Genomic DNA, 24,648 nt, shown 5'->3' on the forward strand with positions numbered 1-24,648 from the left:
CTGCAGGTTGCCAGCTGCTCAGAGCTTCCCGGAAAGCTTGAGCAGGCACCTTCGGGCACCTAGCCCTAGGCACGTCAGGAATCACCGATCCACGGAGGACGACATGTCTGAGCAGGATGCAAACGAGCAGTTCGGGAACTTCGACAACAACGAATCTGAAGGCTACGAGAGCCAGTCCAATTCAGATTTCGATTCAGGAAGCAACGGCGGATTTGAAAGACAGCCGTCAGAACAGCCGTCCTTTGGAGGCGGAATCGAATCCGGCCAGGAATCATACGGCGGCGAAAGCCAAGGAGAATCCTACGGTCACGATGAAGAGTCCGGCCAAGAATCATTCGGATAGAACGAGGGCCAGCCTTACGGCAGCGACCCGGGGCAGGAATCCCTGGGCGATAGCCAGTCTGGCCAGGCATACGGCAACAATGAAAGCCAGTTTGGTTCCCAAGAACAGGAAGAGGGGTTCTAGGGAGCTTGCAGCTAGGCAGACACTCCTGCCACGCGGAATTGTGGCCCATTCTCCAGTTGGGCACTTGCAATCGCTTCACTGCTTGCACCGGGCAAGTGGTGAAGCGATTACTCTTTTTGCGACGCAGAATCGCCAGCAGATCTTCTCGGGTTTGGTCTCGGACCTGCCAATAACCATTAGAGAATATTCGTTCGTTCCTCTGCCACTCCCGTTGGTTATTTATTGCTGTTCGACGCAGAATGGATATAGGCACCGTGTATCCGAATGTGCTGGCCGGTTCGACTGACAGGATGTAAATGTTCTCGAAAATTGCCAATCGCTTCGCTGGCCCGCTGGCGGTTGGATTCCTTGCCGTAGCGCTGTCAGGTTGCGTGAGCATTGAATCCTCCAGCGAAGAGACCAAGGCTCCGGAGAATGCTGGTCCCATCGAAGGTACCGTCACCCCGAGCGCCAAGGCCTCGGAAGGCGCGGCTACCGGCACGCCTAATGTTCCGAAATCACCTGCGGACAGCACGTTCCAGTCCGTCTATGATTTCCTCGATGCGCAAGCGACCGAAGTCAGATGCACGGGCAGCATGGATATCGCCGACATGGGCCAAATGCTCAAGCTCGTCGGTGATTGTGAAAACGTGACCGTCTCTGGAGACGGAAACATGATCGTCGCTCCGCACATCACGAACCTCGAGCTAAGCGGCAACGGAAATATCGCAGCGGTCAAGAACATCAAGCAGGTAGCTTTTAGCGGCATCGGCAATTCGGCCGCATCCCTCAACGAGAACGCCAAGTTCACTGACAACGGTTCGTCGAACAAGTTCGGCGAGGACGCCTTCGAAGGCATCACCTTCTAGATCCCGGAATTTTCAACGGACCGCGATTGGCATGCCAATTGCAGTCCGTTCCCTTCTGTCTCCGTGGCACTGTCTGGCATTTCGGACAGATGACCCGATTATCGATGCCGTGCCATCCCGATCTGCCGAACAATGGAAATTAGAGACCTCATTGCAGCGCAGAGAACGGATTGAACATCATGACTGCTTCCCCACTCGTCACCCTGGACCTTACTGGAGCAACCGCCGATGACGTGATTGCGGTAGCCCGGCACAACGCGCAGATCCGCATCGCGCCACAGGTCCTCGAAGAACTGGCCACGGTTCGCGCCCACATCGATGCCCTCGCCTCGGCCGACACCCCGGTCTATGGCATTTCCACCGGTTTCGGCGCCTTGGCTACCCGCCATATCGCGCCCGAGGACCGCGCCAAGCTGCAGCGTTCGCTGATCCGCTCGCATGCAGCCGGCATGGGGGAACCGGTGGAGCGAGAAGTGGTGCGTGCGCTGATGTTCCTGCGCGCCAAGACCTTGGCCTCCGGCCGCACCGGCGTACGCCCGGTCGTGCTGGAGACCATGGTTGGACTGCTCAACGCCGGCATCACCCCGGTAGTGCGCGAATACGGTTCGCTGGGCTGCTCGGGCGACCTTGCCCCGCTCTCCCACTGTGCCCTGGTGCTGATGGGCGAAGGCGAAGCCACCGACCGCGAGGGCGTGCAGCGCCCCGTGCCGGAACTCCTCGCAGAAGCAGGACTGGAACCTGTGGAACTGGCGGAGAAGGAAGGCCTGGCGCTGGTCAACGGCACGGACGGCATGCTCGGCCAGCTGTTGATGGCGTTGGCGGATCTGGAAGAGCTCGCAGACATTGCCGATGCCACCGCCGCCATGAGCGTCGAAGCCCAGATGGGCACCGACCAGGTCTTCCGCGCCGAACTGCACGAGCCGCTGCGCCCGCACCCGGGACAGGGCCGCAGCGCGGCGAACATGTACAACTTCCTTTCCGGTTCCCCCATTGTCGCCTCGCACCGCGAAGGCGACGGCCGGGTGCAGGATGCCTACTCGCTGCGCTGCTCACCACAGGTGACCGGCGCCGTGCGCGACACCATCGCCCACGCACGCCTGGTTGCCACCCGCGAACTGGCGGCGGCCATCGACAACCCAGTCGTGCTGCCTTCGGGCGAGGTCACCTCCAACGGCAACTTCCATGGCGCTCCGGTCGCCTATGTCCTGGACTTCTTGGCCATCGCGGTTGCCGATCTGGGCTCCATCGCCGAACGCCGCACCGACCGCATGCTCGACCCTGCCCGGTCCCGCGACCTGCCGGCTTTCCTGGCTGATGACCCGGGCGTGGACTCGGGCATGATGATCGCCCAGTACACCCAGGCGGGATTGGTTGCCGAGAATAAGCGCTTGGCCGTACCGGCGAGCGTGGATTCCATCCCGTCATCGGCAATGCAGGAGGACCATGTTTCCCTGGGCTGGCATGCGGCCCGCAAATTGCGCACCGCGGTAGGCAACCTGCGCCGCATCCTCGCCATTGAAATGCTGATTGCCGGCCGTGCGCTGGACCTGCGCAAGCCATTGCAGCCGGGGCCGGCCACCGGTGCCGTGCTGGAGCTGCTGCGCACCAAGGTCGCAGGTCCAGGCGAAGACCGTTTCCTCTCTGCCGAGCTGGAAGCGGCCTGCGAATTGCTGGCCACCGGCGAAGTGCATCGCGTGCTGGAAACCCATCTGGCGAAGTAGCTGTTCGAGGACAACTGTGTGGGGTGCCGGACATTGCTGGGGCTTCTGCGGGCAAGGGGCGTAAACTTGGATACCGGGAAACCACTTACCTCGCGTGAAAGAATCATCTAATGCAACGCACCATGTTCAAGTCCAAGATCCACCGGGCGACTGTCACCCAGGCTGACCTGCACTACGTAGGCTCGGTCACCGTTGACTCCGAGCTGCTCGAAGCCTCGGATATCCTGCCCGGTGAACTGGTCAGCATCGTCGACATCACCAACGGCGCACGTCTGGAAACCTACACCATTGCCGGCGAGCCTGGCAGCGGGGTTATCGGCATCAACGGCGCGGCCGCGCACCTGGTGCACCCAGGGGATCTGGTCATCCTGATCAGCTACGCGCAGATGGAAGATGCCGAGGCGCGCAGCTACGTGCCCAGCGTGGTGCATGTGGATGCCGATAACCGGATCATCCACCTGGGTGATGACCCTGCCGCGGCAGTGGCCGACGGGGTGCAGACCCCGCCGCACGCACTGCTGAACAGCAAGTAATCCAGCTTCACAAGGCCAGCCGGCGCGCAAGATATTGCGCAGTCCGGCTGGCCTTGTTGTGCGCCACCTGCGTCGGGGTCCCCTCGGCAACAATGCGCCCGCCGCCATCTCCGCCGGCAGGTCCCATGTCAATCACCCAGTCGCTGGCGGCCACCACATCCATCTGGTGCTCCACCACGATAACGGTGTTGCCTTGGTCGACGAGCTGCTGCAGCTGCGATACCAGCAGCTGCACGTCGGCAGGGTGCAAACCGGTGGTCGGTTCATCGAGCAGGTAGAGCGTGTGCCCACGGCGCTGCCGCTGCAGCTCAGTGGCCAGCTTGATGCGCTGGGCCTCGCCACCTGACATTTCGGTAGCTGGCTGGCCTAGCTGCAGGTAGCCGAGGCCGACTTCGCGCAGGGTAGCCAGCGCCCGCGCCGCCGCAGGAATCCCGGAGAGGAATTCCTCGGCTTCGCTCACATCCAGCTCAAGGATCTGGGCAATGTTCTTGCCCCGGTACTCGACCTCAAGGGTCTGCTCGTTGTACCGGGCTCCGTGGCATTCGGGGCATGGCCCATAGGTCCCGGGCAGGAAGAGCAACTCGATTTCCAGATAGCCTTCGCCTTGGCAGGTTTCGCAGCGTCCGCCGGCGACATTGAAGGAGAACCGGCCAGCACTGTAGCCGCGTTCCCTGGACAGCGGCAGTTCGGAAAACGCCTTGCGGACCGCATCGAACAGGCCCGTGTAGGTGGCGACATTGGATCTCGGGGTGCGTCCGATGGGTTTCTGGTCCATCAGCACCACCCGGCTGAGCTGCTGTGCCCCGGTCACCTCGGCGATCACCGCGCGTTCCGTTGCCACCTCAAGCTCTTCCGCTTCGGCCACTGGGCCGCCCGCAGCCTGGGCCAGGGCCCCGCAGACCAGGCTGGACTTTCCGGAGCCGGACACACCGGTGACCGAACAGAAGACTCCCAGCGGGAACGCCGCATCCACTCCCGCAAGGTTGTGCAGTTCCACTCCGCGAAGGCGCACCCATCCACCGGGTTCACGCTGCTCGCGCCGCGGCGCCGGCCCCGGATCCAGGAAACGCCGGGTCACGGATGCTTCGATTTCGGACAGGCCGGCGACTTCTCCGCTGTAGAGCACCTGCCCGCCGTTGCTGCCCGCACCCGGCCCGACGTCGACAATCCACTGCGCACGGCTGACCACATCCATGTTGTGCTCCACCACGAACACCGAGTTGCCTTCGGCCTTGAGCGCATCGAGCACCTCGATCAGCGGCTGCACATCGGCCGGGTGCAGCCCTGCGGATGGCTCATCGAGCACGTAGATGACGCCGAACAAGCCTGCGCGCAGCTGGGTGGCAATACGCAAGCGCTGCATCTCCCCCGGCGACAGCGTCGGCGTGCCACGGTCCAGGCTCAGGTAGCCCAGCCCGAGCTCCACCAGCACTTCGACCCTGCCCAGCAGGTCGGCGCTGATGGTGCTCACTACTTCGGCCTGCGCTTCAGTCCCGGCCTCGGCTGCGAAGGGGCGCAAGAGCCCCGCCAGCGAACTGAGCGGCTTGCGGTTGAATTGCGCAATATCCAGGCCGCCAAAGGTGACCTGCAGGGCGTCGGGGCGGAAGCCCGTCCCCGAGCATTCCGGGCAATCCTGCGAATGCATGAACGCCAGCGCCTTGGTGCGCAAGTTTTCGCTTTTAGATGTTGCGACCGTGTGCCGGACATAGCGTTCGGCGCTCCAGAACCGTCCCTTGTAGGGTTTGGCCACGCGGTCGCGTTCCGGGGTCACTTCCACTACGGGCTGTTCCTCGGTGAACAGCAGCCACTGCCGTGCCTCAGCGGGCAGCTGCTGGAACGGGACGTCGATGTCGTAGCCAAGGTGCGTGGTGATGTCCCGCAAGTTCTTTCCCTGCCAGGCCCCCGGCCAGGCGGCAATTGCCCCGTCCCTGATGCTCAGTGAGGGATCTGGAACCAGCGAGGCCTCGCTGACCGAATGCACCGTCCCCGCACCGTGGCAGTGCGTGCAGGCACCCGCTGCGGTGTTGGTGGAAAAGGCGTCCGAATCCAGGCGTGCTGCCCCGTCGGGGTAGTCGCCGGCGCGCGAGAACAGCATGCGCACCGAGTTGGACAGCGTGGTCAGGGTTCCGACCGTGGACCGCGAACTGGCGGAGCCACGCCGTTGCTGCAGGGCCACGGCCGGTGGAAGTCCGGAGATGAATTCCACCTTGGGCGTGTGCCCCTGGGCGATGAGCCTTCGGGCGTAGGGCGCCACGGACTCCAGGAACCGGCGCTGGGATTCGGCGAAGATCGTGCCGAAGGCCAGGGAGGATTTCCCGGAACCGGAAACCCCGGTGAAGGCGACAATGGCATCGCGCGGGATACGCACCTCGACATTGTCCAGGTTGTTCTCATTGGCGCCCCGCACATGGATGAATCCGTCGTGCTCGGCAGGGGCCCGGGAGGATGCAAAGCTGTTCATCTTCCCCACACTATGCGCCCGTGCACGCTCGGCTCAATTCGCCGGCCGCTGGCTCACCCTTCGGCCTGGCAGGCCGCATCCGGGCAGCCTTGCCAGATTTTCGAGAATAACCCAACGATGTCGATGCTGTGATCCAGCGGGTAGTACGCATCGACTTTGCCATGGATGCGCGTTGCCGCCTGCTCGACTGCCAAGTGGAAGAACCGGCAGACTTCCGAGTAGTGCCACACCTGGGCAATCAGGTCGACCAGCTGCTCGTGCGTCAGCGGCCTGCTTGGTTCGTATCCGGCTTCACCGAAGGCCCGGTACACGATGCTTTCCGTGAGTTCATGGCCTTTGCCGCAATCGCACCAGGCCAAGCCGCGGCTGGGCATCGACCACACGTCGAAACTGCTCCCAGCGGAGCTCTCGATTTCCATCTTGTCCTCCAATGTTCAAGTCTGGCTGGGCTCCCCAATGTACTGGCCGCGGCCTACAGTTTGGCTCGGTGGATTAAAAGCCTCTTGCCCGCAACGGCTTTGCTTGGCATAGTCATTTTGGGTCGGCAGGTTCAGCCAGCCGACGGATTGAGGCCAAGGAGAACAGTTATGACCGGGCGTTCCCACCCCGATACCAGCGATGGCGCACCGCACCGGCAATGGAATGAGCTGCTGCAGGAGATGCGCGTAATGCAAACCGGTGTGCAGATCCTTGCAGCTTTCCTCGTGGTGCTGCCGTTCCAGGCACGATTCGAGATGCTCAGCCGCACCGACGAAATCGTCTACATCATCCTGCTGGTCGCTGCCACCTTGCTGATTCTGCTGCTGATCACGCCCGTGGCAGTGCACCGCTATTTCTTCGGCCAGCGGCTGAAGCAGCAGACGGTCAACCTGGGACATGTCATCGTCAAGATCGTGGGCATTGGCGTGGGACTGCTGGTCTCGGGCTGCGTCTGGTTTGTGCTGCAAGTTCTTTTCGGCTGGCAGATCGGGGCGTGGGTCGGCGGGCCGCTGATCCTGGTGGCCTTGTTCCTGCTCTTGGCGCTGCCACGAATCCTGATCCCGGACCATGCACAGGACAAGTCAGGGACGTGAGTTTCCGCCGGCACGGGCCATTTTCTCGACCCGTCGCAAGACCAGGCGCATCGGGGCATGCCGGATGAACCGCGGCAGAATCCGCGTGGCCACCCTGGCAACAGCGATCACCCGGGCGTTGCGCTTCGCGGCCGTACCGGTGAGGCGATAGCCGAAGTCCTCGCGCACCGAGGCCGGCAGCTGCGCGATGGTCACATCCCGCATCAGCGGCATGCCCATCCGGATCCACCACGGAGCGTTGAGGGCTTCGAAAAGCTCGCGGGCCAGCGCCCGGGTCTGCTCGGTGACGTGCAGCGTGGCGAGGTTCTGCGCAAAGTATTCATCGAATCGGCTCAGGTTCCTGGGCCAGTAATCTCCCGGCATCTGCAAGGCATCGCCGAGCCGCGCGTACTGCGAGTAGAGCTCTTCCTGCTCGTTCTTGCTTTCTTCCAGGATCTGGCCGGCAATGGTCCGTGCCGAATCATAGAGCGTGGCCGCTACCCACAATTGCAGCTTGGGATCCAGCGCTGAATAGGCGGGCATGCCGTTCGAGCGCGTTCCGCGCACGGGCCGATGCGCCGCGTTGACGTAATCGATGATGGTTCGCTGCTGTGCTGCCGTGCCGTTGCTCAGCGCATAGATGTACCCGAGGGTATGGACCAGGCGGCTCAGCGGGTTGGCCGCGAAGCCCGAGTGCTCGGCAATAGCCCGTCCGATCTGCGGGTGGGCCAGCTGGAGCAGAATGGCGCGGCCGGCTCCGAGCAGCAGCCCGGCTTCCGGCGCGATCCGGGAAAACAGCTCGCCATTTTCTCCGGACTGGTTCCTGTGCTCCATAATCCCATTCTAGGCAGCCGCTGGGACGCGAAAGCCGGCGCCCGCACTTGCGGCGGGCACCGGCTCACGGCTGGCTGGTCAGAAAGCTACACCGCAGTGCAGGATCACGTTGGCGTACGGGGTCGCCTCGCCGGTGCGCACGATGACCTTGGCCTGGGGCAGCTGTGCCTTGAGCTCTTCATGGGAGATGAACTGTGGATCCAGGCCCTTGGTGCGGCACAGTTCCTGCACGGGGCCATTCTCTGCTTCAGATGCCAAGGTGCTGTTCTCGATCACCAGGTTGCGGGACAGGACATCGAGCACCTGCTCGAAGCTGAGCACCCCCTGGACCAGGGCCAGGTCGATGACCTGCGGGCCGTGTGGAAGCGGCAGTCCGCAGTCAGCGATCACCACGGTGTCAGTGTGCCCGCAGGTGGCCAAGGCGGCCAGCAGCGGAGCGTTGAGAATTTCGGATTTCAGCACAGAGGCTTCCTTAAGGTCTTGCTCGAATAAGGGGGCTTAGAGGTTCTGCAGGGAACGCGGGTAGGAAGCCTGGGCTCCGTGGGCCTGCACCGTCAGGGCCGCGAACTTGCCGGCGAATTCCGCTGCCTGCGCCAAGTCGTCCCCATTGGCCAGGCGGGCGGCCAGCGCACCGGTGAACGCGTCGCCGGCACCGGTGGTGTCCACGGCCTTGACCTTTACCGCGGGCAGCGCGCGAACCTGCGCTCCGCCGTTTTCCAAGGGGGCGCGGTCGGCGACCAGGCAGCCGTTGGCGCCGAGGGTGATCACCACGCTGTCGATGCCCTCGTCCACCAGCATCCCGGCGAGGCGCTCATAATGGTTTTCGAACTTCATCTTCCGGTTCGGGTTCAGCTGCTGCAGCACTGCCTCTGCCTCATGCTCGTTGACCACCAGCGGGTTGGCCTTGAGCAGGTACTCGCGGTCCAATTCGATCACCGGCGCCAGGTTGAGCACGATGCGGTCGGTGGCGGCATCCATGGCTGCCTTGATGCCCGAGGCAGGGATTTCCCCCTGCAGCACCAGGATGCCCTCGATGCTCCCGGCGGCCTGCACTGCCTCACCGGTGACCGTCGAGTTGGCTCCGGAGACCACGGCGATGGAGTTCTCCGCAGCGGAGTCCACCTGGATGATGGCGACGCCGGTCGGCTCGCTGGCGCGGGTGACGCGATCCAGCTTGACGCCGGCTTCCTCAAGCTGTCCCAAAGCGATGCCGGCGTGCGAGTCGTTGCCGACCGCGCCGATGAATTCGGTGGTGGCGCCGGCCAGGGCCGCGGCCAGCGCCTGGTTGGCACCTTTGCCGCCGGGCGAGAGCTGGTAGGAATCTGCCAGCACGGTTTCTCCCGGTCCGGGCAGGCGGGCCATCAACGCGGTGATGTCCACGTTGCTTGAGCCCACAATGGTGACCTGGATGTGCTGCTGCATGGTTATTCCCCTGGTTCTCGTTGCCCGGCGGCCGATGGGTGCCGGTGTCCTGCTTGATTCCTGCTATGAAAGCAGATTACTCGCCTGCGTACTCGGCGATGTTCTTCTCGTCGACGGTGTCAACGGCAACCTGCACGTTGGCTTCGACTTCCTCACCCTTGATGGCCTTGGCCAGGATCTGCACCGACTGCTTGCCCAGCTCGGCAGGGTTCTGCGCGATGGTGGCAACCAGGGTGCCGTCCTCGACGGCCTTGAAGCCATCTTCGGTGCCGTCGAACCCGACTACCTTGACGTCCTTGCCGGCCTTGTCGCCCAGCGCCTGGATGGCGCCCAAAGCCATTTCGTCGTTCATCGCCAGGATGCCGGTGGCATCCGGGTTGGCCTGCATCAGGTTGGTGACCACGTCCAGGGCTTCGGCACGGTCGAAGTTGGCGGTCTGCGAGGAGACGACCTCGATGTCCTTGTACTCGGCCAGGCCCTTGTCGAACCCTTCGCCGCGCTCGTTGGTTGCCGAAGCGCCGGGAACGCCTTCGAGCACGATGATCTTGCCCTTGCCGTCCAGCGACTCGGCCAGCGCCTTGGCTGCCTGCTCGCCGCCGGCCACGTTGTCCGACGCCACGAAGGAAGCGATCTTGGTGTCGCCTACGGCGCGGTCCACGGCAACGATTGGCAGGCCGGCCTCGACAACCGGGGCCAGGCCGGCTTCGGCGGTTTCGGTGTCCACGGCGTTGATGATCAGGCCGGCGGAACCGTTGGTTGCGGCGGTGGCCAGCTGGTTGGCCTGGGTTGCGGAGTCGTTCTGCGCGTCGACCACCGACAGGTCGATGCCCTGGGCTTCGGCCTCGGCTTCGGCGCCATCGCGCAGGTCGACGAAGAACGGGTTGTTCAGGGTGGACACTGCCAAGGTGGCCGAGCCGGCTTCGGCTTCGGCGCCGCGGTTGCAGGCGGCGGTGCCCAGCACCAGGGCCAGGCCGACGGTGACGGCTGCGGTCTTGCGCACGATGTTCTTCATGGGGGTTCTCCTTTGAACTGCTGTTGGATTATTGGGTTCGGGGTGGAAAATCTAGTGCTTGACGTTCTTGCGGCGCAGCACGTCGAAGCCGACGGCGATCGCGATCACGGCGCCGATGACTACCTGCTGCCAGAACGCGGAGACCGAGAGCAGGTTCAGGCCGTTGCGGATCACTGCCAGCACCAGCGCACCGATCAGCGTGCCGGAGATGCGGCCGACGCCGCCGGAGAGCGAGGCGCCGCCAATCACCACTGCGGCGATGGCATCCAGCTCGTAGCCGGAGGCCAGGGTCGGCTGGGCCGAGTCCAGGCGTCCGGCCAGGATCATGCCCGACAGCGCGGCGAACACGCCGGAAATCACGAATACGGTGACCAGCACGCGCTTGACCGGGATGCCGGAGAGGCGCGCGGCTTCGGTGTTGCCGCCCACTGCGAAGGCGTTCTTGCCGATGACGGTGCGGTTGAGCACGAAGGCTGCAAGCAGGCCGGAGACCACGAGGATCACGATCGGCATCGGGATCGGGCCGAGGTCATCGCCCAACCAGGATACCGAGGAGCTGGTGGAGATCGGACGGCCGTCGGAGATCACCAGGGTCAGCCCGCGCACCACGGTGAGCATCGCCAGCGAGGCGATGAAGGTGGGCAGCTTGCCGTAGGCGCTCATCGCGCCGGTGACCCAGCCGCACAGCGCGCCCACGGCCAGGCCGATCGGGATCGACAGCCCGTCGGGCAGCCCGGCGGTGGTGATCGCGTAGGAGGAGCCCATCGCCGAGAGCGCGGCCACAGAGCCGACGGACAGGTCGATGCCGGCAGCGACGATCACGAAGGTCATGCCGAAGGCCATCACCGCGATGGTGGAGACCTGGATCCCGATGTTCAGCAGGTTCGGCCCGGTCAAGAAGCGCGGGGTGGCGATGAACAGGGCCAGGCACAGGATGACCAGGCCCACCAAGGCTCCGTTATTGGCAAGGAATGCCTTGAAGTCGAACCCCTTCTTCGGGGCTGTAGCTACGCTGCTCATTACTTGGTTCCCATTTCTTCTTCGCGGTGCACATTGCTGACGGCCAGGGACATGATGGCGTCCTGGGTGGCTTCTTCGGTAGCCAGTTCCCCGGCGATGCGTCCCTGGCTCATGACCAGGACGCGGTCGGACATGCCCAGCACTTCGGGCAGTTCGCTGGAGGCCATCAAGACGCAGCCTCCGGAGGCGGTGATCTCATTGATCAGTTCATAGATTTCGACCTTCGCGCCCACGTCCACGCCGCGGGTCGGCTCGTCGAGCAGCAGCACCTTGGCTCCTGCGGTGAACCAGCGGCCGAAGACCGCCTTCTGCTGGTTGCCGCCCGAGAGCGAGCGGATGGGCTGGTCGATGCTGCCCATGCGGATGCGCAGGCGTTCGGCGACCTGCTGCGCGCGGGCTTTCTGGCCCTTGCGGTCGACCAGGCCGCTCTTGGCGGTGGAAGCCATCGTGGCGTAGCCGATGTTCTCGGCCACCGAGGCATCCAGCACCAGGCCCTGGGTCTTGCGGTCCTCGGGCACATGGCCGATGCCGGCGCGGGTGGCTGCCGCGACGTCGAAGCTGGCCAGCTTCTTGCCGTTCACCGCCACGCTGCCGCTGGAGTACTTGTCCGCTCCGGCGATCGCGCGGATCAGCTCGGTGCGCCCGGCACCCATCAGGCCGGCCAGGGCCACTACTTCGCCGGGGCGGACCTCCAGCGAGATGTCCTTGAGCATGCCGTCGGACAGGTTCTTCACGCTCAGCAGCGGCTGCTCTCCCGGCTCGGTGGCCACGCGCGGGAACTGGGCGTCGATGTCGCGGCCGACCATGAGCCTGACCAGTTCGTTCTCCTCGGTGTCGGCCGGGACGGTGGCGATGAACTTGCCATCGCGCAAAACGTTCACGAAGTCGCCGATTTCGGCGATCTCATCGAGGTGGTGGCTGATGAACACCATGCCGACTCCCTGCGCCTTCAACGTGTTGACCACCGAGAACAGGTGCGCAATTTCAGATTTGGTCAAGGCCGCGGTGGGCTCGTCGAGGATCAGCACGCGGGCGTCCAGGCTCAGGGCCTTGGCGATTTCCACCAGCTGCTGCTGGGCCAGGCCCAGCTCGCCCACCGGCGTATCCACATCCAGCTTCAGCCCGAGCTTGTCCATCGCGTCGCGGGCGATCTGGCGCATGGCGCGGCGGTTGATGATGCCGAACTTGCGCGGCACGCGGCCCAGGGTGATGTTCTCGGCAATGGTCATCGACGGCACCAGATTCAGTTCCTGGTGGATGGTAGCGATGCCCAGGGCTTCGGAGGCCTTGGTGTTGGGGATCTTCACGGCCTTGCCGTCCATCAGGATCCGGCCGGCATCCGGCTCGTGCACGCCGGCGATCATCTTGATCAGCGTGGACTTGCCTGCGCCGTTCTCGCCGAGCAGCACGGAGACCTTGCCCGCGTGCACCTCGACGGTGACCTCGTCGATCACCTGTACCGGGCCGAAGGACTTGCAGACCTTGTCCAGGACCAGCAGAGCGTCATTACCCATTCTCGTTCCTTCCATCCTCACCTATGCGCCGGTGGCTGCTTGCGTTGGGGCCAGCGACTCACGCGCGGTGAATCGGCTGATGAATTCTTGCGGCTCCGGGCTCTTGCCGGCCATCACTTCCTGCAGCGCAGTGACCGCGGCGCGGCCCATGCTGGTCAGGTCGTGGCTGATCGTGGCAATCGGCGGATCGTGCATGAGCATCGCATCCACCTCGTCGAAGGAGATCACCGAGAGCTGCTTTCCGATCCGGATGCCGGCTTCGCGCCACACGGTCAGCGCGCCAATCGCCATCGGCGCATCAGCGATGACCACCGCGGTGGGCTGCAGTTCATGCTCCAGCAGCCAGCGGGCGCCGTCCGCACCGGAGGCGGCACGGAAGTCGCCGGCAAAATGCAGGGCGGGATTAATGCTCAGGCCGTTGGCCGCCATCGCCGAATCGAAGGCACTGTGGCGTTCGCGGGCGGTGGAGGCGTGGTCCGGGCCGCCGAGGAAGGCGATGCTGGTGTGGCCCAGGAGCTTGAGCTGCGCGATGGCTTCTTCCAGGGCGCCGGTGCTGGAGGCGGTGATCGAGGGGATGCGCTGCTCTGGAAGGGTCCGGTCCACGAAGACCAGCGGGGTTCCCGAGGCGATGATGCGCTGCATCATCGGGCTGGGCCGGTCGGCGTCTTCGTCGAGGCCCTGGGGCACGACAATCAGCCCGTCGACGCGGCGCGAGAGCATCGCTGCGAGAAATTGGTCCTGCTGCTCGGTGTCTTCGTTGGCGTTGCCGATGAAGGTCATCATTCCCGCGGCGTGCGCCTGCTGCTCGACAGCGTGGGCAAGATCGGAGAAGTAGGGGTTGCGCACATCGGAGATCAGCAGCGCGATGGTGTCGGTTTTGGTGGAGCGCAGGGAGCGGGCCTGGGCGTTGGGAACGAATCCCAGTTCCTTGGCGACGGCTGCCACCTTTTCCCGGGAAGCGGCCGAAGTGGCGGGGTGGCCTGAGAGAACGCGCGAGGCAGTAGCGGAGGAAACTCCGGCTGCAAGCGCCACATCTTTGATGGTGACAGCGTTCATGGCGATAAGCCCCTTTGCTTATTGTGTAATCGATTCCATGGAATCGATTACACAGTTTTCCGCACAAAGAAAATTAAGTCAATACACTGCGCTTGCCTATCAATAATCCCTACCCAGCGACTATATTTTTTCGGGCTGGTGACTAGTTGCTTTAAGTTGCCTCGGGAGTTCAAGGCCAAACGTCCCATAACCAAAGTCACGTCGAGCCAGCAGGCGCAGCGGTCGCTAAGATGGTTCTTGTGTCGGTCAACCAGCTTTCAGATAGCGCGCAGAATTACCTCAAGATCATTTTCGGCCTCACCGAGTGGTCCAGTGATCCGGTCACCGCGAGCATCATTGCCAGCAAATCGGGAATGAAGCTCTCCACGGTGTCCGGCGCCTTGAGCAAATTGCGCCAGCAAGGCCTGCTCGACCATGCGCCCTATGGAGCCGTGACGCTCACCAAGCTGGGACGCGAGTATGCGCTGACCATGGTCCGCCGCCACCGCCTGATCGAAACATTCCTGGTGCAAATGCTTGGCTACCGCTGGGACCAGGTGCATGACGAGGCCGAGAGCCTGGAACATGCCGTATCCGACTTCATGATCGAACGCATCGACAGCCTGCTGGAGCATCCCACCCGCGATCCGCATGGCGACCCCATCCCGACCGCCGAAGGCCGCATTTCCATTCCCCAGGCTTTCAACTTGGGCGAAGCCGTCGATGACGCCCGGGTGGAGGTCGAGCGCATTGCCGATGATGATTCGCAGCTGCTGCAGTATTTCTCCGATCACCGGATCGTTGTCGGCGCGCAGCTGCAGGTAACGCCCGGCGAGCAGTTCTCCGAGACGGTGAATGTCCAGGTCTGCGCGACTGGGGAAACCTTGCGCTTGGGCTCGCGTGCGGCTGCCGCGGTGTGGGTCTCGCGTTCCTCCGAATAGCCTTTCCGTTCCATGCCCTCGGCTCATTGAACTGGCGGCGTCGTCACCTTTCAACGCCAACAGATAATTTGTCCGTTTCATGGATTACAGTGTTGACTAGCCCGGGATACTGCAATGTACAAGTTTTACATGGGGGTGCATTGCGGCATCCTTGGCCATCCATCACTTCGCGTTTCATTTGAAAGACTCCGCCTTGCCTAAAAAACTTTTCGCTGCGCTCTGCGCTGCAATATTGGTGCTTGCTGGATGCAGCGCACCGGCAGATCCTTCTGCACTTCAGATCAATCAGCTCGCACAGGCCGACAACCTGTTGGCAACAGACCAGCCGTTGCAGGTGGAACGGGTTGCCACCAGCAGCAAGAAGGTCAAGCCCGGGGCGAAGCTCAATGGTCCCAAAGCCACCGCAATGCTGGCGACCTTGCCGGTGAAGGGCAAGGCAGCAGCCACCGGATACAACCGGAACAAGAAATTCGGCAATGGCTGGAAGGACTTCGACAAGGACAAGTGCGACGAGCGCCAGGACACCTTGTCCCGGGACATGTCCAAGGTGAAGTTCAAGGACCGCAAGAAGTGCACCGTAGCTTCGGGCACGTTGCATGACAGCTACACCGGCAAGAAGATCAATTGGAAGGTCAAGTCAGGCAGCGTCGACATCGACCATGTGGTTTCCCTGAAGAACGCGTGGATTTCCGGCGGCCAGAAACTGTCGCAGACCCAGCGCCAGGCCCTGGCCAATGACCCGCTGAACTTGATGGCGTCCAGCGCCTCAGCCAATCGCCAGAAGGGCGACAAGAACACCGCCGAGTGGCTCCCGAAGAACAAGTCCTTCCGGTGCCAGTACGTGGCAACCCAGATCAGCGTCAAGAAGAAGTACGCGCTGTCGGTGACCAAGGCGGAAAAGAATGCGATGGCCAAGGTGCTGAAGACGTGCCGCAACCAGAAGGCCGCAAAGGTCACCCCGATCAAGCCAGCCGGTTCCAAGCCCAAGGCTTCGCCGAAGAAGGACGTGAAGAAGGCGCCTTCGGTGGTCAAGGGCACCGTGCATCCGGGCGCCTACTGCAAGAAGGCGGATCAGGGTAAGCGCGGCAAGTCCAAGGCCGGCAAGTACTACACCTGCAAAACCGATGCCAACGGCAAGCTGCGCTGGCGAGTCTAGCGACCGATTTCAGGTTCTCGTCTAGTCTGCTGATCCACCAGCCAGTGCGGCCCCACGGGCGGATCCTTTCCCGCCCGTGGGGCCTTCTGCAGTTCGCCTACACTCGGGCGGCCAGCGCTTTGCGCCGCCCCTTGCGGGCCAGGCGGGTGGCGATGAGTCCCTGCTTCGGGCTGAAAAGATAGGCGATTGCGAAGATCATTGCCTGGGCCAGCACCACCATTCCACCGGTTGATGCATCGAGGTAATAGCTCACGTAGACGCCCAGGATTCCGGCGCAGGTTGCCAGGACCGGTGCGATCACCAGCATCTTCCCGAAGCGGTCGGTCAGCAGGTAGGCTGTGGCGCCGGGAATGATCAGCATGGCGACGACCAGGATGACGCCGACAGCCTGCAGCGCCACCACTGAGGTCATGGCCAACAGCCCCAAGAGCACGGCACCGATCAGCCGCGGGCTCATTCCCAAGGCATGCGCGTGCGTCTGGTCGAAGGCATAGAGCGTGAAGTCCTTGCGCTTGAGCACCAGGATGGCGAAGGTGATCGCGCCAAGCAGCACTACCTGCCACAGGTCGCTGGCCGAGACACCCAGCAGATTGCCGAAGATGATGTGGTTCAGATCCACATGGCTCGGGGTGACCGAGATCAGCACCAGCCCGATGGAGAAGAGCGTGGTGAAGACGATGCCGATGGCCGCATCTTCCTTCAGCTTCGTCGTGTCGCGCACTCCCCCGATCAATGCCACCGCGAGGAATCCGAAGACCAGGGCGCCCAGGGCAAAGGGAGCGCCGGCGATGTAGGCCAGCACTACCCCGGGCAAGACGGCATGCGAGACCGCGTCGCCCATCAGCGACCAGCCGATGAGCACCAGCCAGCAGGACAGCACCGCGCACAGGGCAGCGGCGATGATGGTCACCAGCAGGGCGCGCACCATGAAGGTGTAGCCCAAGGGCTCGGCCAGCAATTCAATGAGGTTCATTTCCCGCCTCGTTTCATGGGATCCAGGCCAAAGGCCAGGGCCAGGTTCTCCGCTTGCAGCACCACGTCCGGATCTCCGTGCATCAGGACCTTGCGCATCAGCAGCACCGCTTCATCGGCCAGTTCCGGCAGCGCATGCAGGTCATGGGTGGAGATCAGCACGCTGCCGCCGTCATCGGCTACCTCTCTCAAGAGCTTGGTGATGGTCGCTTCGCTGCGCTTGTCCACGCCGGCAAAAGGCTCATCGAGCAGCATGATGCTGGCGCCCTGGGCGATGCATCGGGCCACGAATGCGCGTTTCTTCTGGCCTCCGGAGAGCTGGCCGATCTGCCGATCGGCGAAGTTGGCCAGCTCCACCCGTTCGAGGGCCTCGTCCACGGCGGCGTGGTCCTTCTTCTTGGCTCGCCGGGTCCATCCCATCTGCCCGTAGCGTCCGGTCATCACGACCTCGCGCACCGAGATCGGGAAGCTCCAATCCACGGCCTCGCTCTGCGGCACATAGGCCAACTGGCCGCTTTTCCGTGCCTGCAGCGGGTCGGTGCCGTTGATGCGCACGCTGCCGGTGTCTGGCTTGATCTGCCCCATGATGGTCTTGAACAGTGTCGACTTGCCCGAGCCGTTCATCCCGACCAGTCCGCAGACCCGTCCGCGGCCCAGCTGCAATGAGGCGTGGTCCAGGGCCAGCACGGGGCCGTAGTGGACGGTTGCGCCCGTTACGTCGATGGCCAGGGCGGTGCTTTGCTTCGCATTCATGGTGTTTCGCCTTTCAAAGCACGGGCAATGGTTCTGGTGTCATGCGTGATCAGGTCCAGGTAGCTGGGCACCGGACCGCCAGGTTCGGAGAGCGAGTCAACATAGAGAGTTCCGCCGTAGACGGCATCGGTGGATTCCACGACTCGTTGCATGGCTGCATCGGAGACCGTGGATTCGCAGAAGACCGCGGGAACATCGTTGCCCCTGACATAGTCGATGGCCGCGGCGACCTTGCGCGGCGTGGCCTGCGATTCCGCGTTGACCGCCCACAGGTACTTTTCGGCCATGCTGGCATCGCGCGCCAGGTAGCTGAAGGCTCCCTCGCAGGTCACCAGCACACGCTGGCGTTGGGGGATTTCCTCCAGCGCCGCCTCGAGCTCGTCATGCACGTCTTGAAGCTTGGCCTGGTAGGCCCTGGCGTTCTCCCGATAGCTGGATGCATTGGCCGGATCCAGTTCGCTGAAGGCCTCAGCGATGCGCTCTACATAGATCTTGACGTTCAGCGGGCTCATCCAGGCATGCGGGTTGGGCTTTCCGGCCCCTTCTTCCTGGACGATATCGATCGGCTCAATCCCCCGGCTGGCGGTTACGTGCGGGGCGTCATTGTCTTCGACGAATTGCTGGAACCAGGCTTCGAGGTTCAAGCCGTTATCGAGGATGAGGTCTGCATGGGAGGCGCGGCGCAAGTCATCCGGTGTCGGCTCGTATCCGTGGATCTCTGCGCCAAGTCGGGTAATTGATTCAACGCGCAAATGCTCGCCCGCGACGTTCTGGGCGATGTCCTGCAAGACCGTGAAGGTTGTCAGCACCACCGGCCGGTCGTCCGGGCTGGCTGCGGGCTCAGTGCTGGGCTTGGACGCGCAACCAGCGAGGGCGAGCAGGCAGGCTAGGACGGCGGCCAGCAGCCCCACACGTTGCCCCGCGCCTGATCGACGTTTCGCCGTTTGCACCATTGCACACCATTCCGATTCTCGCACTGGCGATTAGTTCGCCCCCCTCAATCATAATGTTTGATGGGTCGAACATTGCAAATTCGCGTCGGCAGATTTCGCTGTGGGTGCTGTCTCAGACCCCCAGCAGGGTATTGACAAGACGGGCGGCAGTGCGTGCGGTACGCCCGTCAATATCCAATCCCGGGTTCAGCTCCACCACGTCAATCAATGCCAATTTGCCGCTGCCCGCCAGCATTGCGCAAAGCCCGTGTATCACTTCCAGGGGCACCCCGAAACCGGCAGGGGCACTGACCCCCGGAGCCACCGACGCAGGCAGCACATCGAGATCGATGGTCAGATACAGCTTGTCGATGCCCGCCAGGAAGTCCTCGACGAATCCCAGGACGGCAGGTAATTGACCTGCCGTGCACTGCTCGTCAAGCAGGTAGCGCACGCCCAAGCTGCGAGCCCGTTCGAAGAGCACCGGTGTGTTGCTCGGCTTGCTGATTCCCACTACCGCGTAGTTGAAATCGCGCCCTTCGGCCTGCAGATCCCGGGCGATGTCCAAGAACGGCGTGCCGCTGGTCCGGCGCGGTGCGCTGCGCAAATCGAAATGCGCGTCCAGGTTCAAGATGCCCAACCGGGTTTCCGGCTCGTCCCTGAAGTGCTTGAACAGACCGGTGAATGAACCATAGGCCGTTTCGTGGCCGCCGCCGAGCACCACTGGCAGCATTTCTCCAGCGAGCAATGCGCTCACCGACTGCGCCAGTCGCTCCTGCCCCGATTCGAGCTCGTCACCAAGCACCTCGATATCGCCAGCATCCACCAGCGGGCGCGGCTCGTGAATGGCCAGCGAGCCCAGGGCGGCGCGCAGCGCCTGCGGACCCTGAGCGGCACCAACCCGGCCCTCGTTGCGCAGCACGCCCGCATCAGATGCGAAACCGAGCAACGCAGCAGGCCGCCGCCCATTGGGGGTGCCAGCAGGCTGGCGGTTCACCTGCTGGTGCCATCTCAAATGCTGCTCGCCGGTGCCGTCATTGCGTCCAATCCAGATAGCAGGTGCCCGGTCAACCGCCAGCTGCGGCTCGAAATTCTCCATGCTTCCAGCTGACCAGATGCACCCCGAGCGCGCCATGCCTTCTGCGGTTCTCCGTCTGAAACACCGGACAGAAGACGTTTATCGGGCACTCAGCGCGCGGTAGTCCAGCGGCCCTTTCGTGGCCGCATTGCCGTAGACCTCAACATGGATGTGATCCATGTGCCGGGTGGTGTCATTCCAGTTGCCGGTGAACTGGTTTCCGTACTTCCCGGAATCGGAATACGGGGTCCAGCCAGTGGTGGGAAGCCAGATCCGGTCCTGCCAGATCAGGTAATAGATCCCCAGCTGGATGCGGTTATCCAGCAGGAACTGGGCCAATTTATCGCCTTGGGCGACGCGCGCCCGGTTCTTGTAATCGCGGATCATCAGGTCCACGGCCTTTCCGGAGCTATGCCCGGACGAACCGCTTCGAATGGTGTGGATGGCGCTGACGGTATCGCCGGTTCTCCCCTTCAGCGCGGCAATGACCCGTTGCGCATCAGGCTGCAAGACGCCCGGCTGGCTCTTGGAGAGGTAGGTTTCTCTGACCCAACCGCGTCCTTGAGGCGCGGAAACTTCGGCCCAGCCGGCATCGCTGCGCATGAAGGTGACCTTCTGCCCGGCTGGCAGCACGGCTTTGCTCCGGTGGCTGACTCCCGAGCCGGCCCGCAGATTGACGTTGGCCGTGGTCCAGCGGTATTCGGTGGTCGGGGCCGGTGCCGGTCGCGGCGCCTGGGGCTTGCTGGTAGCCAGATAGCCATTGCTGATCCATCCGGTGCCCTTCGTCGTGGATACGCGTGCCCAACCGTTGGCCGTACCCAGGATGCTGACCTGCTGCCCCTTGGAGATAACCGCCAGCGATTTATAGCCGGTGGAGTACCCGGAGCGAAGGTGCACATTGGAAGTTGTCCAGCGCTTGGCAGCCTTCAGCGGCGTGTAGGCCTTGGCCACCAATGCGCTGGATGGAACCCACCCAGTCGTCTTGGAGGTTTTCACCCTAGCCCAGCCGTTCGATGTTCCGTGCAGGGTGAGCGTGGATCCGGCGGCTACCGTTCCAAAGGACCTGGACGTTCCCGAAGCGCTGGCGCGCACGGCGGTGCTGGACAGAATCCAGCGTGGTGCTGGGTCGGCAGGCTTATAGGCGGTGCTGGACAGGATGGCGGTTGGCACCCAGCCGATGCCACGGGTGGACTTGATCTGGGACCAGGAACCTCTGGTTGTGTACAAGCCGACTTTCTCGCCCTGCGCGAGGCGTCCGAGGGAAGCCGAGGAGCTGTGATTCGATCGGCGCAGGACGCTGCTGCTGAGCAGCCAACGGTTCCCTATCGTCTTTTGGGTTGCTACAGGCTGGGTAGACAGTTGCTTGGCAGGGAGCCATCCGCGTTTCCCGGCGGTAACTACATAGCTCCACGAGCCTGAGGTGCGCAGCCACTCGACTTTGGCTCCCGCCGGAACACTTGCCACGCGTGCCGCTTTGGCCGAGGTGGACTTCCGCAGGACCTGGGCGCTTTTTGAATACCGGTGCACGGGTGCCGGCAGTGAGCTGGACAGCTGGCTTGTTGGCACGAAACCGGTGACCTTGCCGATCTTGATCCGGCTCCAGGAGCCAGTTGCGCCCAGACGCTGCACCTTGGCTTTGCGCATGGCTCCGGCCAGGGCCGGAGAGACGGACGTTGCCTTCTTGCGGACCGGCTGGAAGGAAAGCAGATAGCGGGTGGCTGAGCTCTTGGGCTTGGCCGGCGCTGCGGGCGAGGTCAGGTACTTGGCCGAGACCCAGCCGGACTTCTTCTTGTAGGTTGCTTGCACCCAGCCGGAAGAACCCCCGGAGACGAGAACCTTGGCGCCCTTGGGAATGACCAGCAGCGACGCGGAGTGGACCGATGGCGATTTGCGCAGATTCAAGTTGGCGGTGGTCTGCTTGGCGACTGCCGCCGGAGCCGCAGCAAGCTGGGCGACACCGGCTGGAGCCTGCATTGATGCGCTGGCGCCAGCTGCGGTGCCAAAGGCCAGGAGCAGGGCCAGCAGCAGGCCCAGGACGCGATTCGTATATTTCAATGTGGGTGCTTTCGAGCAAGGGCAAACTGCCGATTCCTGCGGTCAGCAGAAGTCCAAGGCATTCCGCTGTGGGCGGCGATATTGCGATCGCCAAGAAAATAATGACACAGCAATGGCGATTTCGCCCTGCCGTGATCCGAAGAAGCTAGCTCGCCTTGGACATGACGAAAGCAGTCACGGAACCCGGCTCGATTTCGGTTCGTCCGGCGTCCTGGATGACAGGCCCGGCAGCCTGCCGAGACAATTGCTCGAAGTCCTTGCGTGGCAGGTGCCTGATGCCTACCGGTGCATGGGATTGCAGCCACGCTTCGACAGATTCGGCGGGGGCCTCGGTCAGCCATGCGAACAGCGCGTGTGCTGCCTGCGCGGCAGCCTTTCCGGTGGACATCTCCAAGGACTTGTTCAGCACGATGTTGATCTTCGCGTCCAGGACTTCATCGGCCTTTGGCAACTGCGTGCCGGAGACCTGGAGCTTGGCGATCAGCTTCGGCAAGTCGGCGGCCGGCAATGGGGGCAGGCCGACAGCTTGCGCCTTGCCCACTTCGCTGACCATTTGCTCGGGGAACATCTCCAGCACCTTGGCGAACATCTTGGGATTGGCCCGGCGCACCGACTTGGCGAATGCCTGTGAAGCCCACTGCTGCCAATCCGGGTTCTGCGGATCTTGCAGGTAGGCAATCACGGCTGCGCGGGCCACCGCCGAGAGGCCCTCATCCTCGCTCGACGGATCCTCCTTGTCGATTCGCAGGATGATGGGCTGTACCAATTCCCCGGGGTCACGATCGCGCAGTTCAGTCATGGTTTTATTCTATGGCGAATGAGAGAACCGAATTTTCGGACTGCAAAGCTTCAGCTTGCAACTCTAACTACTATGCGCTGAGGAAGGTCACCGTAATGCGCGCCGGGATCTGGGCGTACACCGCGTGAAGGACGTTGGCTTCAACGAAGATGCTACCCCCAACAGCCAACGGGTAATTGCATCCCTCCACCGTGAACTCGATTTCCCCTTCAATTACAGAAACGATGATCGGGGTGCGCGCTACGTGCTCTTTCAGCTCAACATTTGAGTCGAAAGCTATTTCCGTAACCTGTGCTTTCTCGCCGGCAAAAATTCTCTTGGCCGAATACTTTCCTGGCTTGATTGGATTGCGTTCGGCATTGCCCGCAGCTGACAACGAAATCAGCTCGAATTCTCCGCCCATAATATTTTCAGTCAAGGCAATTCCCGTCTTTCGGTGTGATTGAATCCACGTCGAATTAACTACCAGCATGCTCCTTTTTCGATCCGGGAGCCAACTGCCGCTTGATTCCTATCGCCCTTTGCGTTGCTGCCCGTCGTGTCGACAGCCGCCAATAGAAGCAACGTATTGATCTCGACGCAGTGACACTCATTCAAGGCCCACGGCGTGCCGGGTTCCTGCCAAGATCCACGCTCGAATCAAGACGCTGCTTCACCTTCTCGCATTGCAGAGTCGCTCACTTTGGTTCGCAGTCTAGAGATTCTCGTCTTGGCCTTGGAAGCTGCCGTCGGGCTCTCTCCTGCCAAGGTAACTGCAGTGTCAGGCGCGCATCATGCCTCGGCGTTGCTCCTGGCATGCGTAGCAAATTTCGAGACTTCGCTAGCGTCAGTATTTCAGTATTCCCGTCATAGAACACACATGCTTGCCACTTCCGAGGGATCGCAACACCCAATTACTCAGCGACCGCATCGTCGTTTGCCGGGAGCCTCCTAGCGTCGCCGAACTTTGCGCACGATCAGCAGCACGACGCTGGTCAGCATGGCAGTGGCCAAACTGACCAGAAGAGGAGTCTGCCACGGAACATCCAGAACGCTCCCGGTGAATTCTTTCCAAAAGGAGCCAATAGAATCCCAGCCTGTTGCCTTCGATTCGATAACTCGAGCGGTGCTTTCCACAACGGCCGGCATGACCCATTGGATCGCCAGCGCGAAGACCCACATCAGCAGGTTCATGATTCTCAAGAATCCGACGAAGCCCAAAATGAGGCCGAGGAGCAGCGGCCCGGCATACCAGAGGTAGACATAGTAGGACTGGGCGCCGGCAACGAGCGAAGCGATGATCTGCAGCCAATAGCTCACACCCACCGTTAGCGTCGCATAAAACAGCACCGCTACGGGCAGCCGCAATTTAGTAGCCAGGAAGTACCAGGCTTGGCTGATCAGCAGCAGGCCCCCGAATACCCAAAGATGCCGGATGGATGCTGAGGACAGTTTCCCGCCCAAGAGCCCGGGCTCCACTGCGAGAAGGCCTTGGAATCCGAGACCCAAAAGCCCCAGGATCATGCCCACGGCTGTCACGACAGTGAACGCTGTACGCCCATACCCAATGCGCCGGGCAAACCAGCTGCCCCAGAGGGTTATGACGGAGAAAACTACCAACAGCCCTTGGGCGTCGTCGCTGGCATGCGGGAGAATCGACCGGTCTTCTTCCCCAATCCACAACCACGGCAACACAACGATCGCAGTGATCAGCAATCCAGCGACCAATTGCATCCACCAGTTGTGCCAGATGCGTCTCATTGAACCCACTCTTACTCCTCAGTGTTCCTACGCGCTCATTGTTCCAGAGCCAGCGCGGAGCATCGCGAATGCCGGCAGGCGTTTCCCCCAAGTTGCTCCAGACAGCAGACTCCCGCACCGGGAACTGTGCCGGGAACGCCAGATGGCCCGTGCGCATTCCACCCAACTGGAATGCCCACGAGCCATCTGGACTACTGCTTTCACCGTGCCTTGGCGTGGGTGGCCACTGCTCCTGGATTGCGTAAATGCAGGTGGTTTACGTCATCAGGCGGTCTTCGTTGAATTCGGCGGTAACCCGTTCAAC

The 24,648-nt window shown here is 62.7% G+C and carries 24 protein-coding genes; 7 read left to right on the top strand and 17 right to left on the bottom strand.

The genetic code is table 11. The features are described 5' to 3' along the window. Nucleotides 1-103: 103 nt before the first annotated feature. From ACR9WD_RS13490 to panD, 4 genes are all read left to right on the top strand, one after another. Nucleotides 104-343 (top strand): hypothetical protein, encoded by a 240-nt coding sequence (locus ACR9WD_RS13490; protein ID WP_434922220.1) that lies wholly within the window; start codon nucleotides 104-106, stop codon nucleotides 341-343. Between the two features lie 419 nt (nucleotides 344-762). Then, nucleotides 763-1,314 (top strand): DUF3060 domain-containing protein, encoded by a 552-nt coding sequence (locus ACR9WD_RS13495; protein WP_038990911.1) that lies wholly within the window; start codon nucleotides 763-765, stop codon nucleotides 1,312-1,314. A gap of 179 nt (nucleotides 1,315-1,493) precedes the next feature. After that, nucleotides 1,494-3,035 (top strand): histidine ammonia-lyase, encoded by a 1,542-nt coding sequence (hutH, locus tag ACR9WD_RS13500; RefSeq protein ID WP_073707844.1) that lies wholly within the window; start codon nucleotides 1,494-1,496, stop codon nucleotides 3,033-3,035. Nucleotides 3,036-3,145: 110 nt separating this feature from the next. After that, nucleotides 3,146-3,568: an aspartate 1-decarboxylase gene (gene panD, locus ACR9WD_RS13505; protein ID WP_073707843.1), complete on the top strand. Its 423-nt coding sequence runs from the start codon at nucleotides 3,146-3,148 to the stop codon at nucleotides 3,566-3,568. Between the two features lie 7 nt (nucleotides 3,569-3,575). Here panD and ACR9WD_RS13510 read toward each other — a convergent pair whose 3' ends face one another. Beyond that, a complete protein-coding gene (locus ACR9WD_RS13510) occupies nucleotides 3,576-6,029 on the bottom strand; it encodes an excinuclease ABC subunit UvrA (protein ID WP_073707842.1) in 2,454 nt (817 codons plus the stop codon). 53 nt (nucleotides 6,030-6,082) lie between these two features. After that, nucleotides 6,083-6,448, bottom strand: a complete 366-nt coding sequence (locus tag ACR9WD_RS13515) for a hypothetical protein (protein WP_143181149.1) — start codon at nucleotides 6,446-6,448, stop codon at nucleotides 6,083-6,085. A 168-nt stretch (nucleotides 6,449-6,616) separates the two neighbouring features. On the opposite strand from ACR9WD_RS13515, the gene ACR9WD_RS13520 reads away from it, so the two are divergent. Beyond that, entirely contained in the window at nucleotides 6,617-7,102 is a 486-nt protein-coding gene (locus ACR9WD_RS13520) for a DUF6328 family protein (protein ID WP_038990906.1), read from the top strand. Here the strand turns inward: ACR9WD_RS13520 and ACR9WD_RS13525 are convergent. The 7 genes from ACR9WD_RS13525 to ACR9WD_RS13555 all read right to left on the bottom strand — a co-directional run bounded on the left by ACR9WD_RS13525 (nucleotide 7,091) and on the right by ACR9WD_RS13555 (nucleotide 13,939). Continuing rightward, nucleotides 7,091-7,915, bottom strand: a complete 825-nt coding sequence (locus ACR9WD_RS13525) for an oxygenase MpaB family protein (RefSeq protein ID WP_073707840.1) — start codon at nucleotides 7,913-7,915, stop codon at nucleotides 7,091-7,093. The two genes, ACR9WD_RS13520 and ACR9WD_RS13525, sit on opposite strands and share 12 nt — an antisense overlap. Nucleotides 7,916-7,993: 78 nt before the next feature. Continuing rightward, nucleotides 7,994-8,377, bottom strand: a complete 384-nt coding sequence (gene rbsD / locus ACR9WD_RS13530) for a D-ribose pyranase (protein ID WP_038990905.1) — start codon at nucleotides 8,375-8,377, stop codon at nucleotides 7,994-7,996. A gap of 36 nt (nucleotides 8,378-8,413) precedes the next feature. After that, nucleotides 8,414-9,337: a ribokinase gene (locus ACR9WD_RS13535; protein WP_073707839.1), complete on the bottom strand. Its 924-nt coding sequence runs from the start codon at nucleotides 9,335-9,337 to the stop codon at nucleotides 8,414-8,416. Between the two features lie 76 nt (nucleotides 9,338-9,413). Continuing rightward, nucleotides 9,414-10,349, bottom strand: a complete 936-nt coding sequence (locus ACR9WD_RS13540; RefSeq protein ID WP_066141556.1) for a substrate-binding domain-containing protein — start codon at nucleotides 10,347-10,349, stop codon at nucleotides 9,414-9,416. 51 nt (nucleotides 10,350-10,400) lie between these two features. Next, nucleotides 10,401-11,369: an ABC transporter permease gene (locus ACR9WD_RS13545; RefSeq protein WP_038990903.1), complete on the bottom strand. Its 969-nt coding sequence runs from the start codon at nucleotides 11,367-11,369 to the stop codon at nucleotides 10,401-10,403. Beyond that, complete coding sequence (locus tag ACR9WD_RS13550; protein ID WP_434922221.1) at nucleotides 11,369-12,883, bottom strand: sugar ABC transporter ATP-binding protein; 1,515 nt, start codon at nucleotides 12,881-12,883, stop codon at nucleotides 11,369-11,371. The genes ACR9WD_RS13545 and ACR9WD_RS13550 overlap by 1 nt, the downstream gene beginning before the upstream one ends. A gap of 21 nt (nucleotides 12,884-12,904) precedes the next feature. Then, a complete protein-coding gene (locus tag ACR9WD_RS13555; RefSeq protein WP_066141561.1) occupies nucleotides 12,905-13,939 on the bottom strand; it encodes a LacI family DNA-binding transcriptional regulator in 1,035 nt (344 codons plus the stop codon). Between the two features lie 239 nt (nucleotides 13,940-14,178). On the opposite strand from ACR9WD_RS13555, the gene ACR9WD_RS13560 reads away from it, so the two are divergent. Both ACR9WD_RS13560 and ACR9WD_RS13565 read left to right on the top strand, forming a co-directional pair. Further along, a complete protein-coding gene (locus tag ACR9WD_RS13560; RefSeq protein WP_149597303.1) occupies nucleotides 14,179-14,859 on the top strand; it encodes a metal-dependent transcriptional regulator in 681 nt (226 codons plus the stop codon). A 193-nt stretch (nucleotides 14,860-15,052) separates the two neighbouring features. Further along, nucleotides 15,053-16,015 (top strand): HNH endonuclease family protein, encoded by a 963-nt coding sequence (locus ACR9WD_RS13565; protein WP_434922222.1) that lies wholly within the window; start codon nucleotides 15,053-15,055, stop codon nucleotides 16,013-16,015. A gap of 97 nt (nucleotides 16,016-16,112) precedes the next feature. Here ACR9WD_RS13565 and ACR9WD_RS13570 read toward each other — a convergent pair whose 3' ends face one another. From ACR9WD_RS13570 to ACR9WD_RS13605, 8 genes are all read right to left on the bottom strand, one after another. Beyond that, on the bottom strand, nucleotides 16,113-16,988 hold the full coding sequence (locus ACR9WD_RS13570) for a metal ABC transporter permease (RefSeq protein WP_190263939.1): 876 nt from the start codon (nucleotides 16,986-16,988) through the stop codon (nucleotides 16,113-16,115). After that, on the bottom strand, nucleotides 16,985-17,740 hold the full coding sequence (locus ACR9WD_RS13575; RefSeq protein WP_066141569.1) for a metal ABC transporter ATP-binding protein: 756 nt from the start codon (nucleotides 17,738-17,740) through the stop codon (nucleotides 16,985-16,987). The genes ACR9WD_RS13570 and ACR9WD_RS13575 overlap by 4 nt, the downstream gene beginning before the upstream one ends. Then, the gene (locus ACR9WD_RS13580; protein ID WP_073707834.1) at nucleotides 17,737-18,693 is read right to left on the bottom strand and encodes a metal ABC transporter substrate-binding protein; all 957 of its coding nucleotides are present in this window, start codon (nucleotides 18,691-18,693) and stop codon (nucleotides 17,737-17,739) included. The genes ACR9WD_RS13575 and ACR9WD_RS13580 overlap by 4 nt, the downstream gene beginning before the upstream one ends. A gap of 112 nt (nucleotides 18,694-18,805) precedes the next feature. Next, a complete protein-coding gene (gene hutG, locus ACR9WD_RS13585; RefSeq protein ID WP_190263941.1) occupies nucleotides 18,806-19,771 on the bottom strand; it encodes a formimidoylglutamase in 966 nt (321 codons plus the stop codon). Nucleotides 19,772-19,849: 78 nt separating this feature from the next. Continuing rightward, nucleotides 19,850-21,805, bottom strand: coding sequence for an SH3 domain-containing protein (locus ACR9WD_RS13590; RefSeq protein WP_434922223.1), 1,956 nt, complete (start codon nucleotides 21,803-21,805; stop codon nucleotides 19,850-19,852). 145 nt (nucleotides 21,806-21,950) lie between these two features. Further along, nucleotides 21,951-22,604, bottom strand: a complete 654-nt coding sequence (locus ACR9WD_RS13595; protein WP_073707831.1) for a peptidyl-tRNA hydrolase — start codon at nucleotides 22,602-22,604, stop codon at nucleotides 21,951-21,953. A 70-nt stretch (nucleotides 22,605-22,674) separates the two neighbouring features. After that, the gene (locus tag ACR9WD_RS13600) at nucleotides 22,675-23,022 is read right to left on the bottom strand and encodes a cupin domain-containing protein (RefSeq protein WP_143181148.1); all 348 of its coding nucleotides are present in this window, start codon (nucleotides 23,020-23,022) and stop codon (nucleotides 22,675-22,677) included. A 512-nt stretch (nucleotides 23,023-23,534) separates the two neighbouring features. Next, a complete protein-coding gene (locus tag ACR9WD_RS13605) occupies nucleotides 23,535-24,299 on the bottom strand; it encodes a hypothetical protein (RefSeq protein WP_434922224.1) in 765 nt (254 codons plus the stop codon). Nucleotides 24,300-24,648 lie beyond the last annotated feature (349 nt).

It is taken from the genome of Glutamicibacter sp. PAEs-4 (assembly GCF_051161755.1).
GTDB lineage: Bacteria > Actinomycetota > Actinomycetes > Actinomycetales > Micrococcaceae > Glutamicibacter > Glutamicibacter nicotianae.

What these genes read in the sequence shown, in the direction of transcription:
- panD (WP_073707843.1), top strand. Translation starts at nt 3,146, where the DNA reads ATGCAACGCACCATGTTCAAGTCCAAGATCCACCGGGCGACTGTCACC.
- ACR9WD_RS13580 (WP_073707834.1), bottom strand. Translation starts at nt 18,693, where the DNA reads ATGGTGCAAACGGCGAAACGTCGATCAGGCGCGGGGCAACGTGTGGGG.
- hutG (WP_190263941.1), bottom strand. Translation starts at nt 19,771, where the DNA reads ATGGAGAATTTCGAGCCGCAGCTGGCGGTTGACCGGGCACCTGCTATC.
- ACR9WD_RS13540 (WP_066141556.1), bottom strand. Translation starts at nt 10,349, where the DNA reads ATGAAGAACATCGTGCGCAAGACCGCAGCCGTCACCGTCGGCCTGGCC.
- ACR9WD_RS13495 (WP_038990911.1), top strand. Translation starts at nt 763, where the DNA reads ATGTTCTCGAAAATTGCCAATCGCTTCGCTGGCCCGCTGGCGGTTGGA.
- ACR9WD_RS13545 (WP_038990903.1), bottom strand. Translation starts at nt 11,369, where the DNA reads ATGAGCAGCGTAGCTACAGCCCCGAAGAAGGGGTTCGACTTCAAGGCA.
- ACR9WD_RS13490 (WP_434922220.1), top strand. Translation starts at nt 104, where the DNA reads ATGTCTGAGCAGGATGCAAACGAGCAGTTCGGGAACTTCGACAACAAC.
- ACR9WD_RS13550 (WP_434922221.1), bottom strand. Translation starts at nt 12,883, where the DNA reads ATGGGTAATGACGCTCTGCTGGTCCTGGACAAGGTCTGCAAGTCCTTC.
- ACR9WD_RS13535 (WP_073707839.1), bottom strand. Translation starts at nt 9,337, where the DNA reads ATGCAGCAGCACATCCAGGTCACCATTGTGGGCTCAAGCAACGTGGAC.
- ACR9WD_RS13515 (WP_143181149.1), bottom strand. Translation starts at nt 6,448, where the DNA reads ATGGAAATCGAGAGCTCCGCTGGGAGCAGTTTCGACGTGTGGTCGATG.
- ACR9WD_RS13570 (WP_190263939.1), bottom strand. Translation starts at nt 16,988, where the DNA reads ATGAACCTCATTGAATTGCTGGCCGAGCCCTTGGGCTACACCTTCATG.
- ACR9WD_RS13525 (WP_073707840.1), bottom strand. Translation starts at nt 7,915, where the DNA reads ATGGAGCACAGGAACCAGTCCGGAGAAAATGGCGAGCTGTTTTCCCGG.
- hutH (WP_073707844.1), top strand. Translation starts at nt 1,494, where the DNA reads ATGACTGCTTCCCCACTCGTCACCCTGGACCTTACTGGAGCAACCGCC.
- ACR9WD_RS13575 (WP_066141569.1), bottom strand. Translation starts at nt 17,740, where the DNA reads ATGAATGCGAAGCAAAGCACCGCCCTGGCCATCGACGTAACGGGCGCA.
- ACR9WD_RS13595 (WP_073707831.1), bottom strand. Translation starts at nt 22,604, where the DNA reads ATGACTGAACTGCGCGATCGTGACCCCGGGGAATTGGTACAGCCCATC.
- ACR9WD_RS13520 (WP_038990906.1), top strand. Translation starts at nt 6,617, where the DNA reads ATGACCGGGCGTTCCCACCCCGATACCAGCGATGGCGCACCGCACCGG.
- ACR9WD_RS13555 (WP_066141561.1), bottom strand. Translation starts at nt 13,939, where the DNA reads ATGAACGCTGTCACCATCAAAGATGTGGCGCTTGCAGCCGGAGTTTCC.
- ACR9WD_RS13510 (WP_073707842.1), bottom strand. Translation starts at nt 6,029, where the DNA reads ATGAACAGCTTTGCATCCTCCCGGGCCCCTGCCGAGCACGACGGATTC.